Origin of the sequence: Streptomyces sp. NPDC052687 (assembly GCF_040678395.1) — a bacterium.
Taxonomy (GTDB): Bacteria; Actinomycetota; Actinomycetes; order Streptomycetales; family Streptomycetaceae; genus Streptomyces.
In genome coordinates this window covers 85,432-100,182 of record NZ_JBFATR010000002.1, presented here as the reverse complement: position 1 = coordinate 100,182, position 14,751 = coordinate 85,432, and the positions used below count along the sequence as shown (strand labels likewise).

The following is a 14,751-nucleotide window of genomic DNA, read 5'->3' as shown; positions in this document are numbered from 1 at the left end:
CCCGACCAGACCCCGTGGAGGCGTCATGCGCTGTGTCATCGCCCGTTTCCCCTTCGACCTCATCAAGAGCGAGGTCGAGCAGTCGATGAGCGGAATCAAGGCCGAACCCGTCACCGGCCTGGCCGTCACCATCAACCGCCGCGTCTATCCGGTGATGCAGGTCGGCGAGGTCATCACCCGGCAGAGCCGCCGCGACTTCACCTCCGGCGAGATGCGCCGCGCCCTGACCCGGCTGGGCTTCACCGTCCACGAGGCCCCCGCCGTCACGCCGAGCACGAGCGCGGGCACGGGCACGGGTCACGACGAGGGTGTACTGGGCTGGTGAAGGTGACGGCGAAGGCCCCGGACGACAGCGTCCGGGGCCTTCGCCGTGCCAGGAGTGCCACGGGTGGCAGGGTGCCGGGGGAGCTCAGGGGGCCGGGCGTGCCCAGGGGGCCCTAGAAGAGCCCCTTGTACCCCTGCCATCCGCTCGCGATCCGCACCCGCGCCGCGAAGGAGCCCTTGCCGTTGCCCGTGCTGCGCCAGACGTTGCCGGAGGTGTCGCGGGAGACGAGGTCGGGCTTGGCGTCGCCGGTGATGTCACCGACGCCGACGACGGCGTTGTAGGAGGCGCCCCAGTCGCTGAAGACCTTCACGCGGGTCTTGAAGGTGCCGGTGCCGGTGCCGTCGTAGCGCCACAGCTCGTTGGACTTGTCCTGGGCGAGGAGGTCGCCGCGGCCGTCGCCGTTCAGGTCGCCGGCGCCGACGATCTTCTTGTAGCCGCTCCAGTCGGCGTACAGCTTGGTGCGCGCGGAGAGGGTGCCGCTGCTGGTGGCCTTGAAGAGGTAGACGTCGCCGGTCGACGCCTGGCGGGCGATCAGGTCGGCGCGGCCGTCGCCGGTGAGGTCGCCGGGCGAGGTCAGGATGTCGTACTGGGTCCAGCCGGAGGTGCCGAGGGGCGTGTACGGCGTGGACGTCGTGAGCGCCTTGCCGCAGCCGGGCTGGTAGGCGCGCAGGGCGCCGCTGGAGAGCCGGATCAGGACGTCGTTGCAGCGGTCGCCGTTCAGGTCGCCGTAGGGCACCGCCTTGAGGGTGGTGGGCCAGCCGGTGCCGGTGGTCTTGGCGGAGAACTTCCCGGTGCCGTCGCCGCGCTGGTAGGTCAGGCCGCCGGAGCCGTTCAGGGTGAGGAGTTCGCCGATGCCGTCGGAGCCGGCGAAGTCCCGGGCCACGGCGGCGGCGCCGCTCAGCTTCAGCGTGCCGGACCGGGTCAGGGCCGGGCCGTGGGCGTCGGCGGGGGCGGCGGTCAGCGTCCAGGTGTAGGTGCCGTTGGGCACCAGCCGGCCGGAGTCGTCCTTGCCGTTCCAGGAGGGGGCGACGACGCCGCGGGCCTGGCCGCCGCCGAGGGTGCGCACGGCCGTACCGGTGGCCTTGTGCCTGATCGTCAGCTGCCAGGAAGCGGCCGGCTTGTTCAGCCACCACTTGGGGGCCCACTGCCCGGTGCCGCCCTTGACGTCGGCGGACGCGGCGACGGTGGCGTCGAGCTGGGCGAGGGCGGAGACCGGGACGCCGGTGGGGGTCAGGCGGACGGAACCGTCGCCGCGGTGCTGGGCGATGACTCCGGTGTACGGGTCGACGTCCCAGGTGTCCCACTCGAACTTTCCGGCGGTGTGCGACACGGGCGTCTGACCGCGCACGTCGGTCACCTGGAGCTGCCCGTCGCGCACGGTGGCGACGAAGCCATCGCCGAGCTGGGCCTGCTCCCAGCCGGAGCCGGCCACGAGGGTCCGGCTGGTCCGGGTGGCGGTGTCGTAGACGCCCTGGGCCTCCAGGCCGCCCACGCACGTCCACAGCAGCCAGCGGCCGACGGCCTGGAAGTCGTTGAGGAGACAGCCCTTGCCGAACCAGACGGCGTCGCCGCGCTGCCCGGTCGTGAGGTCGACGGGGACCACGCTGTCGTTGCCGTCGTGCAGCCACAGGGTGGTGCCCCAGATCGCGGCGACGCCCTCGGTCGTCGTGTACACGGTGCGCCCGGTGTCCAGGTCGACGACCGACGTCTGCGCCGAGTCGCCGCTGTACGGGGCCCGCAGCGCGGCGAAGCGGCCGCCGGCGGCGGACACCGACTCGTGGACGCGCGAGGTGTCGATCCGGGTGCCGGGCATCACTTGGGCGGGGCCGAGGACGTGCGGCTGCTGGGCGGTGGTCGTGCCGTGGCCGGAGACGACCGTGCGGCCGTCACCGGTCTCGTGCAGGCGCGGGCGCTCGTTCGTGTAGTTCTCCGGGATCACCCGGCCCCGCGTGGTGCGCTCGCCGGGCGTCAGGGAGCCGGTGACGTCGATCTCGCGGGTGTGCAGGTAGGTCCACTCGCGCCCCGGGTCCTTCTCCAGGGTGTTCAGCCGGCCCTGGGTCAGGGTCAGCTGGGAGACGGTGTGGTTCTGCTCCCGCAGGGTGCCGTCGGCGATCCGGCGCACCGTCGGTCCGCCCGCGCCGCCGCCGGCGGGCTCGATGAGGGAGACGCCCCAGTCCTCCGCGTCGGTGCCGCCCGGCACCAGCAGCCCGCCGTCCGGGGTCGGCAGCCCGCGCCCGAACGACCGGTCGAGGAGGGTCCTGGTCGTGGAGCCGTCCGCGGCGATCGCCTCGACGCGCCACAACGGCAGCCCCACGTCGTATCCGCCGAGGCTCTCGTCGTACCGGGAGACGACGACGAAGTCACCGACCATGCCGAGCAGCTGCACGTCGCCGCCGGGAATCGACAGGGTGCGCGGGGCGGCGGTCAGGTCGGCGCGGGAGGCGATGGCGGCCTCGCCGTGGTCCTCCCACCACAGCAGGTGGGTGGGGGTGAGGACGAAACCGGAGGGGTGTTCGGCGGTGTACGGCAGCGGGACCAGCCGGCCCTGGGCGACGTCCAGCCAGCTCGTGTACGCCTTGCCGCCCGCGCGGTAGGTGACGACCTGTCCCCTCGGGTCGCCCAGCGCGCCGCTCGCCCCGGCCGTCCACGTGATGCCGTCGGGGACGCCCTCCACCGGGCGGTCCTCGAAGGAGCCGTCCTCCCGGGTGTCCAGCAGGTGCCAGCGGGCGTCGGTGCCGAGCGTGCCGGCCAGGGTGACGACCGTCCGGCCGAGGCTGGTGAAGTACCTGTGCCCCGCCGGGAGCGCGACCGTGCGGGAGGCGCCGGTCGCCATGTCCCGCAGCGTCACGGTGCCGGCCGACGCGTCGTGGCGGGCGACGACGTCCGAGCCGACGCCGTGCGCGGTGAGGTCGTACGGCGTCCCGGCCCCGTCGACGACCGTGTCGGCGCCGGCGTACGTCGTCCACACGTGCCCGCGGCCGTACTCGTAGCGGAGGAACCCGGAGGGGCCCGCGCCCAGCAGCCGTGTCTCGGGGAGCCGGGCCGTGGTGGCGGGCACCAGGACCTCTCCGGCGACCGTCTCACCGTGCGCGATGCCGGCCGTCAGCGGGGCGAGGCCCACGGCGAGCGTGAAAGAAACGGCGGCGGCGGTCGCGACACGTCCGAGCGCGCGTCTGGCCATACGGTCTTCTCCAGGGCTGGCAGGGGAGCTGCGGGAGCTGGGGAAGGCTCGTACGGCACGCCGGTGTCCCACGGACGTGCAGCGCACGTGTGGCGGATGGCGTTCAGGCCCCCCTCAACGCAAGTGGCCGGATCCTAACAGCCGGTCCGGGCCCCCTCGACGGCGCGGCGGCGCGTGCGCACCTCCCTTCCCACCAGGAACAGCAGCAGCCCGAACGGTGACAGCAGGATCGTCAGGACCAGCAGCGGCCCCATCACCAGGGCGGGGATCTCCAGGCGCCGGCCCTCCCGGTACATCCACTGCCCGATCAGCAGATCCCAGGCGATGACCTGCGCCCAGACGGCGCCCGCGCCGTCGGCGAGGGCGGTCAGCTCGCGGAAGGCACCGAGGTCCGGGCTGCGGACGGCGGCCCACAGCTCGGGGAACACCGGTACGGCGAGGGCGGCGTAAACCAGGAGGACGGGCACCGCGGTCCACGGCGACGCGGCGACACGCGCGGTCGGGCCCCAGGCCGGCGCGAAGATCATCAGCAGCCAGACGGGGGCGGCCAGCCAGAAGGACAGCTCGAAGAGGAAGGTGGTCATGACACCAGGTCCTTGCGCGCGCCGGCCGCCTCGGCGGAGGGGCGAGTTTCGGCCACCGCCCGGGAGCGGTCCGACGGTCGGGGCCGGAGGTCGCCCGCCGGGCGCGGGGCGCCCCGCAGGGTGGCGTACGTCCCGGCCGCCGCGGCCAGCAGGACGACTCCGGCCGCGCCGAGCGTCACCGCGTCCGGCCGGAGCAGCGGCTGCCCCCGCAGCGCCTGCCACAGCACGAGGGCGAAGACGGCGGCGTACGTCCCCGAGGCCACCCGCACCAGCCGCAGCCGGACCCGGTCGTCGGCGAGCCTGGGACGGCGCGGCGCGAGCACGGCGAGCGCCATGACCACCAGCGGAAGCAGCTGGAGCGCGTGCATGCCGACGAAGTGCGCGATGCGCAGATCGCCGCCGGTCGTGGACCAGCCGGTCAGCGGCATCGCCGGGCCGCCGTCCGGCACGCCCACGCTGTGCGCGCCGACCACGTCGGACTCACCGCGCCGCTGCCCCGGCGCCGGCCGGGTCATCAGGAAACCGACGGCGGCCCCCGCCAGCGCCAGCAGCACTCCGCCGCGCATCGCCGCGGCGGCGGCGCGGTCGGCGATCCGGGCGCGCAGCAGCAGGACGGCGATGACGAGGGTGGCGGTCCACAGCACGACGACCGTGACGGCCATCGCGTTGAACAGCGCCTCGTCGAAGGGCGTCGCGACATTGAAGTGACTGCGCTTCCCGCGCACCACCTGCCCGACGATGATCACCATCTCGACGAGGCTCGCGACGGCGACCACGGTCCCCGCCCGCCGGCCGGCCCGGCGCCCGCGGGGCAGCAGCGACAGCATCCAGGCGAGGGAGAGGGAGTACGCCACGAACGACACCGCGAACTTGAACGGCTTGGCCCAGATCGGCGCGCCCACCAGGACCCGGTCGTCGATCACGAGGCCCACCGCGGAGACGACCGCCGTCACCGCCATCAGCGCCGAGAACAGCACGAGCGGCCGGTGCCAGGACCGGGCGCGCTGCCAGGACTCGCGCAGGGCCGTATGCAAGGACACGCGTGTGGACAGGGACGAGGCCACGCTGAACACCCCCAGGACGTACGGACGGCATGTATGGGTAGCGGCGCTCTCCGTACATAGACAGCGGCGCTCTCCATCTATAGATAGCGGAGCTATCCGCTATCCGATAGCCCCACTATCTATCATGGACGCGGGCCCGGCAAGGGCCGAGGGGAAACGGGCAGCGTTCGGCGGAAGCCGACACAGGTGAGGAGCGAACCGGTCGTGCGCATCGGGGAGTTGAGCCGGAAGACCGGGGTGCCGGTGCCGACGATCAAGTTCTACGTCCGTGAGGGCCTGCTGCCTCCCGGCGAGCTGACCAGCCGCAACCAGGCCACGTACGGCGAGGCGCACGAGCGGCGGCTGCGGCTGATCCGCGCCCTGCTCGACGTGGGCGGCATGAAGGTGGCCCAGATCGCGGACGTCCTCGCGGCCGTCGACGATCCGGCGCGTCCGCTGCACAAGGTGCTCGGCGCCGCCGCGGACCGCATCGGCGGCGCGCACGGCGAACAGGACGACGCGGAGTCGGCGGCGGCCCGCGCCGCCGTCGCCGGCCTCCTCGCGCGGCGCGGCTGGCACACGTCGCCGGACAGTCCCGCCGGCGTCGACCTGGCCCGCGCGCTCGCCGCCCTGGCGCGCCTGGGCCACGAGTCCTTCGTGGAGATGCTGGACGACTACGCCGACGCCGCCGAACAGGTCGCCCGCGCGGACCTCGCGTACGTCGACCGGAAGGTGGCCGTCGAGGACATGGTGGAGGGGGTGGTGATCGGCACCGTCCTGGGCGAGGCCGTCCTCAGCGCCCTGCGGCGCCTCGCCCACGTGGACGCCTCGGCGCGGCTGTACGGAACGGGCGGCCGCGCGGGCGCCCGCCGGCCCGACGGACCGGCGGATTCGGCGGCCTCCACGGACTCGCCGGATTCGGCGGCCTCCACGGACTCGCCGGATTCGGCGGCCTCCACGGACTCGGCGGACTCGGCGGACACCACGGGCTCTGCGGACTCGGCGGACTCGGCGGACTCGACGGAATAGACGGACTCGGCGGAATAGACGGACTAGGCGGCCTGGACGGCCTGAACGGGACGAGCGGTGGACCGCCACCCACCGCGCTCGCCCCCCCGGACAGCCGTTCCCGCCGGACGCGACCGCGTGCGGCGGTGTCGCGTCCGGCGGGAAGGCCGTGCTCAGCGGAAGTTCACGTCACTGCACAGGAAGTACGTCTGGTCCATGTGCGAGGCCTGCCAGATCGTGTAGACGACGTGGCGGCCGCTCAGACCGGAGGTGCTGACGGGGATCGAGTAGTTCTGGCTGGGCGCGTACCGGCCGGTGCGGGTGACCAGCTGCAGGTCGCTCCAGCGCAGCGGCTGGGTGGCCGGGTCGAAGCCCTGGCGGGTGACGTAGACCAGGAAGTAGTCCGCGCCGTGGCTGGCCTGGTCGTGGAGCTTGATGGTGAAGTTGCCGGAGACGTCCGTCGTCTTCCACGGGCCCACCGCGTCCAGCGCGTTGTAGCGGCCGCTCTCGGCGCGGCCGCCGCTGCACAGCTGGCCGTCGGGCACGACCGCCTGGAAGTTGCCGCCGGAACCGTTGCGGTACAGGCCGTTCCAGTTCCACATGGCGTTCGGGTTGGCCTGCCAGGCCTGCCAGCACATCGGGTCCTGCTGGGCCATGGCCGGGTTCTGGAAGTCGCTGCCCCAGCGCAGCCAGCAGCCGTAGTTGCGGGAGGCCGGGTCGACGACCGAACCGTGGGCCCGCGCGGTGCCGCTGCCGGGGATCAGGGTGATCAGCAGGGCGGCGAGCAGGCTCAGGAGGAGGGCGGGGCGGAGTCCGGCACGCGTTATGGCGTGCCCATGACATCCGGTGACTGCCGTACGGAGCACGGTCTCTCTCTTTCTCATGGGGGATGGAGCGGGAGCCGTACCGGTGGGGGGTCGGTCTTTGGGAGCGCTCCCATTTCCAGGCTGCTCCCTGGAAGTGGTCACCGCAACGCTCGGATTGCGCCATCTTGCGGCGGGCGCCTCGCGGACGCGGCCGTGACCCGGATCACAGGCTCCGGGTGCATAGCGAGCCCACAGCCACCGTCTTTCCTCACACGTAGGCAACTGGCGGGAGCGGGGACGTGCGCATGGAGCAAGCTCGGGCCGGTGAGTTCGACGAGTTCGTGGCGGCCCGCTGGTCGGCGTTGCTCCACCTCGCGCGGCTGCTCACCGGTGGCGACCGGCATCGGGCCGAGGACCTGGTGCAGGACTCCCTGGTCAAGCTCTGGTTCGCCTGGCCGAAGGTCGGCGACGAGGCGCCGGAGGCCTATGTCCGCACGGTGATGGTGCGCGCGGCGGCGCGGTCGGCCCGGCGCCGCTGGTGGGGGGAGCGGCCCGTCGAGCGGCTGCCCGACACCCCGGCGGCCGGGGACGTGTCCGCGGCCGTGGCCGAGCGGTCCCGGCTGGAGGCCGCGCTCGGCCGGTTGCCGGCGAAGCAGCGGGCCGCGGTGGTGCTGCGCTACTACCAGGACCTTCCCGAACGCCAGGTGGCGGAAGCGCTGGGGTGCCCGCTGGGCACGGCCCGGTCCCATACCGCGCGCGGAGTGGCCCGGCTGCGGCAGCTGTTGGCCGATGTCATCGAGCCGGTGGGGTGAAGGAGACGTCATGGACCACTTCGAACGGCAGCTGGCGCGGATGATGCGCGGCGCCGAGGAGCACACCCCCTTCGAGCCGCGGCACCGGGAACGGCTCATGGACCGGGTCCGGGCCCGCCGCCGGGCGCGGGCGGCGCGCAGGGCCGCCGGTTCGGTGCTCGCGGTCGCCGGACTGGGTGTCGGCCTGTTCCTGCTGCCCGGCCGTCCGGCCGAGCCCGAGCCGGGCCTGCCCCGCCCGCAGCCGACGACGAGTTCCCGCCCCCCGTCCCCCGTACCGGACGCCACACCGTCCCCCGGCCTGTCCCCGACCGCCCCGCCCGAGACGACGACCGCACCCCCGAGCACGTCCCCCACGACGAGCGCGCCCCCCGCCACCGAAACCCCGTCCGCCACCCCGGACGGGGGCTCCGCCACCACCGCGCCGCCGCCCGAAGCCACCGAGTCCGTTCCCGCGGGGGGCGACCCGTCGCCGACACCCCCGGCGCCGGAGACCACGGACCCCGCGGACTCGGCCACGCACACGGCGGGCGGCGAGCCGTCGTCCGAGGCGTCGGTGTCCGTGGAGCCGGGCGGCTGACGGCCGGCGCTCCCCCGTTCCGCCCGTCTCGCCCGCTTCCCGCGCTTTCCGGCGCCCTGACGTCGCACCCCTCATCCAGGGAACACACAAGGACAGCAGATGACGAAACCCGCCACCGCCGTGGCCCCCGCCCGCGAACCGGCCCACGCACCCGTCCCCGACCCCGCCCGCGTGCCCGCCCCCGACCCGGCCCGCGCATCCGTCCTCCGGCCGGCCCACGCCCCCGTCCCCGCCCACCACCCGGACCCCGTACTCGACGTCGTGGTCCCCGTGTACGACGAGGAGGCGGACCTGGAGCCGAGCGTGCGGCGGCTGCACGCGCATCTGCGGGCGACCTTCCCGTACCCGTTCCGCATCACCGTCGCCGACAACGCCAGCACCGACGGCACCCCGCGCATAGCCGCGCGGCTGGCGGCCGAACTCCGCGAGGTGGAGTGGCTGCGGCTGGCCGAGAAGGGGCGGGGCCGGGCGCTGCGCGCGGCCTGGTCGCGCTCGCCGGCCCCGGTGCTGGCGTACATGGACGTGGACCTGTCCACCGACCTCACCGCGTTGCTCCCCCTCGTGGCCCCGCTGATCTCGGGCCACTCGGACATCGCGATCGGCACCCGGCTGGCGCCCGGCGCGCGGGTGGTGCGCGGTCCCCGCCGGGAGTTCGTCTCGCGCTGCTACAACGCCCTGCTGCGCTCCACGCTCGCCGTCGGCTTCTCCGACGCGCAGTGCGGTTTCAAGGCCGTACGCCGTGAGACCGCCGAGCGGCTGCTGCCGCTGGTGCGCGACGGGGAGTGGTTCTTCGACACCGAGCTGCTGGTGATCGCCGAGCGGGCCGGGCTGCGGATCCACGAGGTGCCGGTGGACTGGGTGGACGACCCCGACAGCCGGGTCGACCTGGTCGCCACCGCGCTCGCCGACCTGCGCGGCATCGCCCGGCTGGGCCGCGCGCTGACCCGCGGCACCCTGCGCCCGGCCGACCTGCACCCGGCCGGCGGCGCGCCACCGGCCGGCCTGGCCGGCCAGCTGTGGCGGTTCGCCGCCGTGGGGGCGGTGAGCACGCTGGGGCATCTGCTGCTGTACGCGGCGCTGCGCCCGGCGGCCGGAGCGCAGGCCGCCAACGCGCTGGCGCTGCTGGTCTGCGCGGTCGCCAACACGGCGGCCAACCGGCGGCTCACCTTCGGGCTGCGCGGCCGCGGCGGCGCGCTGCGCCACCAGGCCAGGGGGCTGGTGGTCTTCCTGCTGGGCCTGGCCCTCACCTCGGGCTCGCTCGCCGCGCTGCACCACGCGGCACCCGGCGCCGCGCCCGCCACGGAACTCGCCGTCATCGTCACCGCCGGCCTGACCGCGACCGCGCTGCGGTTCCTCCTCCTGCGCGGCTGGGTCTTCGGCGTCCGCCCGTCCCGTCGTACGGCGGGAGGGTCCGCCTCGTGAACGCCGCGCCGGCGACCGGCCTTTCCACCCCGCCCGCCCCGCCCGCCTCTTCCCCCGCGCCCCCGGACTCCCCGGCCCCCGCGGCCTCTCGCGCCCGGCGGCGGCTGCGCCGGGCGGCCGGGCGGTACGGCCCCGTCCTCGCCGTGTACGGCGGTCTGAAGCTGACCGGGTTCACGGTCTTCCTCTCCCTGCTGCACCTCGCCGGGGACTACCGCGACAAGCACCCGCGCTTCGGCGGCGGCGAGCGCCCCTGGGACGTCCTGGCCACCTGGGACGGCTGGTGGTACCAGCAGATCGCCGCCCACGGCTACGACCCCGCGCTGGAGCCGATCCCGGGCGCCATCGGCCTGATCACCCTGGAGGGGAACTCGGCGGCGTTCTTCCCGCTCTACCCGGCGCTGATGCGGCTGGTCTCCGAGGTCACCGGGCTCGGCCTGTTCGGGTCCGGGCTGCTGGTCTCGGTCGTCGCCTCCTTCGTCGCCGCGCTCGGCATCCGCGCCGTCGCCGCCCGGCTGGCCGGTGACCGCGCCGGGCTGGCGGCGGCCGGGCTGTGGGCGGTGTGGCCGGGGTCGGGCGTGGAGTGGGCGGTCTACTCCGACTCCCTCTTCGTCGCCCTCGCCGCCTGGGCCTGTTACGCCGTCATGACCTGCCGCTGGCTCACCGCCGGGCTCCTCACCTGCGCCGCCGGACTCAACCGCCCCACCTCGGTCGCCCTGATCGCCGCCCTCGGCGTGGCCGTCCTGCTCGCGCTGCGCGAGCGCCGCGACGGCGCGCTGCGCCCGCTGGCCGCGCTCGCCGTCGCCCCGCTCGGCCTGCTCGCCTACCTCGGCTGGGTGGGCCACGAGATGGGCGACTACGGCGGCTACTTCACGCTCCAGCGCGAGGCCTGGGCGCACACCTTCGACTACGGCCGGCACACCCTGGACGTGCTGACCTCCGTCCCGGTGGGCCACTTCGACTACCTCTCCGCGTTCCCCTTCGCGGACCTGATCGGCGTGTGCGTGGTCCTGCTCGCCCTCGCCCTGCTGCCGCTGCTGATCCGCGAGCGCCCGCCGGCCGTGCTGGTCGTCTACACGGTCCTCACCCTCGCGCTCGTCCTGGGCAGCCAGCAGATCTTCGCCAACGTCTCCCGCTATCTGCTGCCCGCCTTCCCGCTGTTCCTGCCGCTCGCCGCCGCCCTGCGCCGCCTCGGCCTGCCCGTGCTGCTGTCGCTGCTCGGCCTGGCCGCGCTGGCCTCCGGTTCGTACGCGGGGTACGCGCTGTTCGAACTCGGCGTCCCGTGACGACATGTCATACAGGGATATGTGTGACAGCGATATTTGGAGCCTGAATGGCCCCTGGATTAAGTAATTATCAAGGCTCCTGTTCACTCATTTGCCGCGCACCCGCCGAACTGCCGCAACGTTAGGGGGGATATGGACAAAGCAACCAGGGAAGGGCGCTATCGCCTCCTCGTGCAGCGCCCGGCGGTGAACGCGAGTGAACACCCGGCCATGGTGCAGGCCACCGAGCCCCTCCTGCGGGAATTCCTGGACTTGTTGAGCAGACTGGAAGACGATCTGGCCCAACGGTGGATCAAGACCGAAGACCGATGATCTATCCGGAATCGGAGCAGTCCGACCGCGACATGCACGCCCAAGGAAATCTCTCGTACCCCCTGCTACCGCCGGACGCGGCCTGGGATCCGGCCGAGGAACTGGCCTGGATGCTCCGGGACGCCATCGACGAGGACCTGCACGGCGATCTGCACAGGATTCCCGGGCCCCGCGACGAGGAGTCGGCCCTCACGCCGGCTGAGGGCACCCGGCTGGGCAACCTCCAGGAAATCACCGCGGAGCTGCCGCCGCTGCGGCCCGCCTCCCGCGGTCACCGCCGCGTTCCCGAGCGCAGACGCGCGAGCGCGCTCCAGACGATGAGCTGTCTTGTCGCCGCGCTGGCGGCGGCCATCGCCTCCGCCGTGAGCTTCTTCAGCGGGATGGTCGCCTGCGACCCGCTGCGGGTGGTGGCCGCGGCCCGGGTGCCGGACAGTGTGGTCCCGTTCTGGCCGCTGCTGGTGTACGGGCCGTGGCTGGTCGCGTCGCTGTCCGTGCTGCGGGCCGCGCTCCACCGGCGGCGCGCGGTGCACTCGTGGTGCACGGTCCTGCTGTTCTCGGCGATCACCATCCTCCTGTGCGTCCTCCAGGCCCCGAAGACCCTGCTGGACATCATCTCCGCCGCCCTGCCGGGGCTCGCCTCCCTGGCCTGCTTCCAGCAGGCGGTCCGGCAGATCACCCTGACCCGGGCGCCGCGCAAGACCGTTCCCCGGCACCGCACGAGAACCCCGTGAACCCTTCCGGCCGACATCCGGCCGGCTGCGGCGCCGTACGGGCCTGGCTCATCGGGACCGGCAGCCGGAATTGTCCGTGATCGATTTCCACCTCGGCCCCCCTCTCTTTTTCCGCAATGCTGTTCCTGCCCTGGGTCACCGCTTCACCGAAGTCGAATCGCCGCCGCTGTGCTGCCCGCTGCCGAAGGGGGAGAAAGCCTGGACCGTCGCCGCGCGCTGATCTGCGTCCCGCTACGCCCCGCTGCGGAAGACCTGCCGATACGACTGCGGCGAGACGGTGGTCAGGCGGGCGAAGTGGTGGCGGAGGTTGGCCGCGGTGCCGAAGCCGGTGCGCCGGGCGATGGACTCCACCGGGTCGTCGGTGGTCTCCAGCAGCTCCTGGGCCAGGCGGACCCGCTCCTGGAGTATCCACTGCAGCGGCGTCGTGCCCAGCACCTCGCGGAAGCGGCGGGCGAAGGTGCGCTCGCTGAGATGGGCCGCGCGGGCCAGCGCGGGGACGGTCAGCGGTTCGTGCAGCCGCTCGCGGGCCCAGTCGAGGACCGGCCCGAGACCGGCGTCCGGGCGGCGGGAGCGCAGCGCGGACGGCTCCAGGGGCGGATGAGCGGAAGGGCGGGCGTACTGGCTCTGGCCGCCCTCCCGGTGCGGGGGTACGACCATCCGGCGGGCCACCTCGTTGGCGACCGCCGCGCCGCGGTCCTGGCGGACCAGGTGGAGGCAGAGGTCGATGACGGCGCCGGTGCCCGCCGAGGTGAAGACGGTGCCGTCCTGGACGTAGAGGGCGTGCGGCTCGTAGGTGACGCGGGGGAAGCGGCGGGCGAAGTCGGTGGCGTTCATCCAGTGGGTGGTGGCCCGGCGGCCGTCCAGCAGGCCGGCGGCGGCGAGGACGTACGCGCCGCTGCACAGCGAGACGATCCGGCGCCCGCTCGCGTGGGCGGCGCGCACCGCCTCCAGCAGCGGCTCCGGCGGATCGAGCTGCACCCGGCGCTCGCAGGCGCTGACCACCACGGTGTCCGCCTCGGCGAGGTCGTCCAGGCCGTACGGGGTGTGCAGGGTGAGGCCGGCGGGGGTGCGCAGGGTGCCCGGTTCGGCGGCGCACAGCCGCAGTTCGTACCAGGGGTCGCTGACCTCGCTGCGGTCGAGGCCGAACACCTCGCAGGGGACGGCGAGTTCGAAGGTGGGGGCATTGCCGGTGACGGCGACGGCGACGACATGCCGTCGCGTGGCCCCGGCGGCCGTGGCCTTGTGGGCACTCATGGCGGGAATTTAGCGCACTCGGCCGTTTCTGCCACTGGCCGGTGCCGGTGCGGCACGGCGACGCTGACGGTATGTCTGATCACAAACCCGCCGGAGGACGGCTGACCGCCGCCCACGGCACCGCCCTGTACGTCGGTGCCGTGCTCGGCACCGGAGTCATCGCCCTGCCCGCGCTCGCCGCCGACATCGCGGGACCCGCCTCGCTGCTGGCCTGGCTCGGACTCGCCGTGCTGTCCGCGCCGCTCGCGGCGGCGTTCGCCGCGCTGGGGGCGCGTCACCCGGACGCCGGGGGCGTGTCCACCTACGCCCGGCTGGCGTTCGGCGAACGCGCCGCCGCGGTGGCCGGCTGGTGCTTCTACTTCGCGATACCGCCGGGCGCGGTGGCCGCCGCGCTGTTCGGCGCCTCGTACGTCTCGTCCGCGCTGGGCGGCGGCGCCGTGACCACGGCGGTCACGGCGGCCGGGCTGATGCTGACGGTCACGCTGGTCAACGCGGTCGGGCTGCGGGTCACCGGGCGCGCCCAGTTCCTGCTCTTCCTGCTGTTGCTCGCGCTGCTGACGGCGGCGGTGGCGCTGTCGCTGCCGCACGCGAGCACGGAGTACCTGCGCCCCTTCGCCCCGCACGGCTGGGCGGCGATCGGCCCGGCGGCGGCGTTGCTGGTGTTCAGCTTCGCCGGGTGGGAGGCGGTCACCCACCTCGCGGGCGAGTTCCGCCGCCCCGCCCGTGACCTGCGCCGGGCGACCGGGGCGGCCGTGGTGATCGTCGGTGTCCTCTATCTGGCGGTGGCGTTCGCGGTGGTGGCCGTCCTCGGCCCGGCCGCGGCCCGCTCCGACGCGCCGCTCGGCGACCTGATGGCGCTCGGCCTCGGCGGCGGCGCCCGGCCCCTCGCCGCGCTCGCCGCGATCCTGCTGACGCTGGGCACCATGAACGCCTACTACGCGGGCGCCGCCAAACTCGGCGCCGCGCTGGGCCGCGACGGCGTACTGCCCGCCTGGTTCGCCCAGGGGTCCACGGCCGGCGAGACCCCCCGGCGCAGCCTGTTCTTCGTCTCGGCCCTCGCCGGACTGGCCCTGCTCGCCGTGACCGTGACGGGCACGGGCGCGGTACCCGCCGTGATGCTCTCCTCCGGGTCCTTCGTGGTCGTCTACGCGCTCGGCGTGGCCGCCGCGATCCGTCTCCTCCCGCGCCGCAGTGCGGGCCGCGCGGCGGCCTGGGCGGCCCTGGGGGCGGTCCTGCTGCTGCTGGCCCTGTCCGGCCTCTACCTGCTGTGGCCGCTGGTGGTGAGCTGCGGGGCGCTGCTGTCCGTACGGCGCAACCGGGCCCGCCGGGCACGCCGGCCGGCCCCGCAGGCGGCACCCGAGACGGAGGACTCGGCGGTCGCCGCCTGACCTGAGCCGTCCGGAACGGCCGGGT

15 protein-coding genes are annotated in these 14,751 nt (G+C 74.2%); 10 read left to right on the top strand and 5 right to left on the bottom strand.

Annotated features, from left to right (window positions below):
- Positions 1-25: 25 nt before the first annotated feature.
- Positions 26-325, top strand: a complete 300-nt coding sequence (locus AB0K92_RS03350; RefSeq protein WP_365918943.1) for an SCO5918 family protein — start codon at positions 26-28, stop codon at positions 323-325.
- Between the two features lie 112 nt (positions 326-437).
- On the opposite strand, the gene AB0K92_RS03345 is transcribed toward AB0K92_RS03350, so the two are convergent.
- From AB0K92_RS03345 to AB0K92_RS03335, 3 genes are all read right to left on the bottom strand, one after another.
- Entirely contained in the window at positions 438-3,506 is a 3,069-nt protein-coding gene (locus AB0K92_RS03345; protein ID WP_365918941.1) for an FG-GAP-like repeat-containing protein, read from the bottom strand.
- Between the two features lie 134 nt (positions 3,507-3,640).
- A complete protein-coding gene (locus AB0K92_RS03340; protein WP_365918939.1) occupies positions 3,641-4,090 on the bottom strand; it encodes an ABA4-like family protein in 450 nt (149 codons plus the stop codon).
- Positions 4,087-5,049 (bottom strand): hypothetical protein, encoded by a 963-nt coding sequence (locus tag AB0K92_RS03335; protein WP_365919393.1) that lies wholly within the window; start codon positions 5,047-5,049, stop codon positions 4,087-4,089. Before AB0K92_RS03335 ends, AB0K92_RS03340 begins: the two co-directional genes overlap by 4 nt.
- A gap of 309 nt (positions 5,050-5,358) precedes the next feature.
- On the opposite strand from AB0K92_RS03335, the gene AB0K92_RS03330 reads away from it, so the two are divergent.
- Positions 5,359-6,162, top strand: a complete 804-nt coding sequence (locus AB0K92_RS03330) for a MerR family transcriptional regulator (protein ID WP_365918937.1) — start codon at positions 5,359-5,361, stop codon at positions 6,160-6,162.
- A 152-nt stretch (positions 6,163-6,314) separates the two neighbouring features.
- Here AB0K92_RS03330 and AB0K92_RS03325 read toward each other — a convergent pair whose 3' ends face one another.
- Positions 6,315-6,968, bottom strand: a complete 654-nt coding sequence (locus AB0K92_RS03325; protein ID WP_365919391.1) for a lytic polysaccharide monooxygenase — start codon at positions 6,966-6,968, stop codon at positions 6,315-6,317.
- Between the two features lie 284 nt (positions 6,969-7,252).
- Between AB0K92_RS03325 and AB0K92_RS03320 the strand changes: the two genes are divergently transcribed.
- From AB0K92_RS03320 to AB0K92_RS03290, 7 genes are all read left to right on the top strand, one after another.
- Positions 7,253-7,759 (top strand): SigE family RNA polymerase sigma factor, encoded by a 507-nt coding sequence (locus AB0K92_RS03320; protein ID WP_365918935.1) that lies wholly within the window; start codon positions 7,253-7,255, stop codon positions 7,757-7,759.
- Positions 7,760-7,769: 10 nt separating this feature from the next.
- Positions 7,770-8,336 carry a hypothetical protein gene (locus tag AB0K92_RS03315; protein WP_365918933.1) on the top strand — a complete coding sequence of 189 codons (567 nt, stop codon included), beginning with the start codon at positions 7,770-7,772 and terminating at the stop codon, positions 8,334-8,336.
- Positions 8,337-8,435: 99 nt separating this feature from the next.
- Positions 8,436-9,758 (top strand): bifunctional glycosyltransferase family 2/GtrA family protein, encoded by a 1,323-nt coding sequence (locus tag AB0K92_RS03310; RefSeq protein ID WP_365918931.1) that lies wholly within the window; start codon positions 8,436-8,438, stop codon positions 9,756-9,758.
- 104 nt (positions 9,759-9,862) lie between these two features.
- Positions 9,863-11,041 (top strand): hypothetical protein, encoded by a 1,179-nt coding sequence (locus tag AB0K92_RS03305; RefSeq protein WP_365919389.1) that lies wholly within the window; start codon positions 9,863-9,865, stop codon positions 11,039-11,041.
- A 132-nt stretch (positions 11,042-11,173) separates the two neighbouring features.
- Positions 11,174-11,353: a hypothetical protein gene (locus AB0K92_RS03300; protein ID WP_365918929.1), complete on the top strand. Its 180-nt coding sequence runs from the start codon at positions 11,174-11,176 to the stop codon at positions 11,351-11,353.
- 32 nt (positions 11,354-11,385) lie between these two features.
- A complete protein-coding gene (locus AB0K92_RS03295) occupies positions 11,386-12,084 on the top strand; it encodes a DUF2637 domain-containing protein (RefSeq protein WP_365919387.1) in 699 nt (232 codons plus the stop codon).
- 76 nt (positions 12,085-12,160) lie between these two features.
- A complete protein-coding gene (locus AB0K92_RS03290; RefSeq protein ID WP_365918927.1) occupies positions 12,161-12,304 on the top strand; it encodes a hypothetical protein in 144 nt (47 codons plus the stop codon).
- An 11-nt stretch (positions 12,305-12,315) separates the two neighbouring features.
- Here the strand turns inward: AB0K92_RS03290 and AB0K92_RS03285 are convergent, their stop codons facing one another.
- Complete coding sequence (locus AB0K92_RS03285) at positions 12,316-13,338, bottom strand: helix-turn-helix domain-containing protein (RefSeq protein ID WP_365918925.1); 1,023 nt, start codon at positions 13,336-13,338, stop codon at positions 12,316-12,318.
- 71 nt (positions 13,339-13,409) lie between these two features.
- Here AB0K92_RS03285 and AB0K92_RS03280 point away from each other — a divergent pair, with 71 nt between their 5' ends.
- Positions 13,410-14,726: an amino acid permease gene (locus AB0K92_RS03280; protein WP_365918923.1), complete on the top strand. Its 1,317-nt coding sequence runs from the start codon at positions 13,410-13,412 to the stop codon at positions 14,724-14,726.
- The last annotated feature ends 25 nt before the right edge of the window (positions 14,727-14,751 follow it).

What these genes read in the sequence shown, in the direction of transcription:
- AB0K92_RS03350 (WP_365918943.1), top strand. Translation starts at nt 26, where the DNA reads ATGCGCTGTGTCATCGCCCGTTTCCCCTTCGACCTCATCAAGAGCGAG.
- AB0K92_RS03345 (WP_365918941.1), bottom strand. Translation starts at nt 3,506, where the DNA reads ATGGCCAGACGCGCGCTCGGACGTGTCGCGACCGCCGCCGCCGTTTCT.
- AB0K92_RS03340 (WP_365918939.1), bottom strand. Translation starts at nt 4,090, where the DNA reads ATGACCACCTTCCTCTTCGAGCTGTCCTTCTGGCTGGCCGCCCCCGTC.
- AB0K92_RS03335 (WP_365919393.1), bottom strand. Translation starts at nt 5,049, where the DNA reads ATGGCGGTGACGGCGGTCGTCTCCGCGGTGGGCCTCGTGATCGACGAC.
- AB0K92_RS03320 (WP_365918935.1), top strand. Translation starts at nt 7,253, where the DNA reads ATGGAGCAAGCTCGGGCCGGTGAGTTCGACGAGTTCGTGGCGGCCCGC.
- AB0K92_RS03315 (WP_365918933.1), top strand. Translation starts at nt 7,770, where the DNA reads ATGGACCACTTCGAACGGCAGCTGGCGCGGATGATGCGCGGCGCCGAG.
- AB0K92_RS03310 (WP_365918931.1), top strand. Translation starts at nt 8,436, where the DNA reads ATGACGAAACCCGCCACCGCCGTGGCCCCCGCCCGCGAACCGGCCCAC.
- AB0K92_RS03300 (WP_365918929.1), top strand. Translation starts at nt 11,174, where the DNA reads ATGGACAAAGCAACCAGGGAAGGGCGCTATCGCCTCCTCGTGCAGCGC.
- AB0K92_RS03295 (WP_365919387.1), top strand. Translation starts at nt 11,386, where the DNA reads ATGCACGCCCAAGGAAATCTCTCGTACCCCCTGCTACCGCCGGACGCG.
- AB0K92_RS03285 (WP_365918925.1), bottom strand. Translation starts at nt 13,338, where the DNA reads ATGAGTGCCCACAAGGCCACGGCCGCCGGGGCCACGCGACGGCATGTC.
- AB0K92_RS03280 (WP_365918923.1), top strand. Translation starts at nt 13,410, where the DNA reads ATGTCTGATCACAAACCCGCCGGAGGACGGCTGACCGCCGCCCACGGC.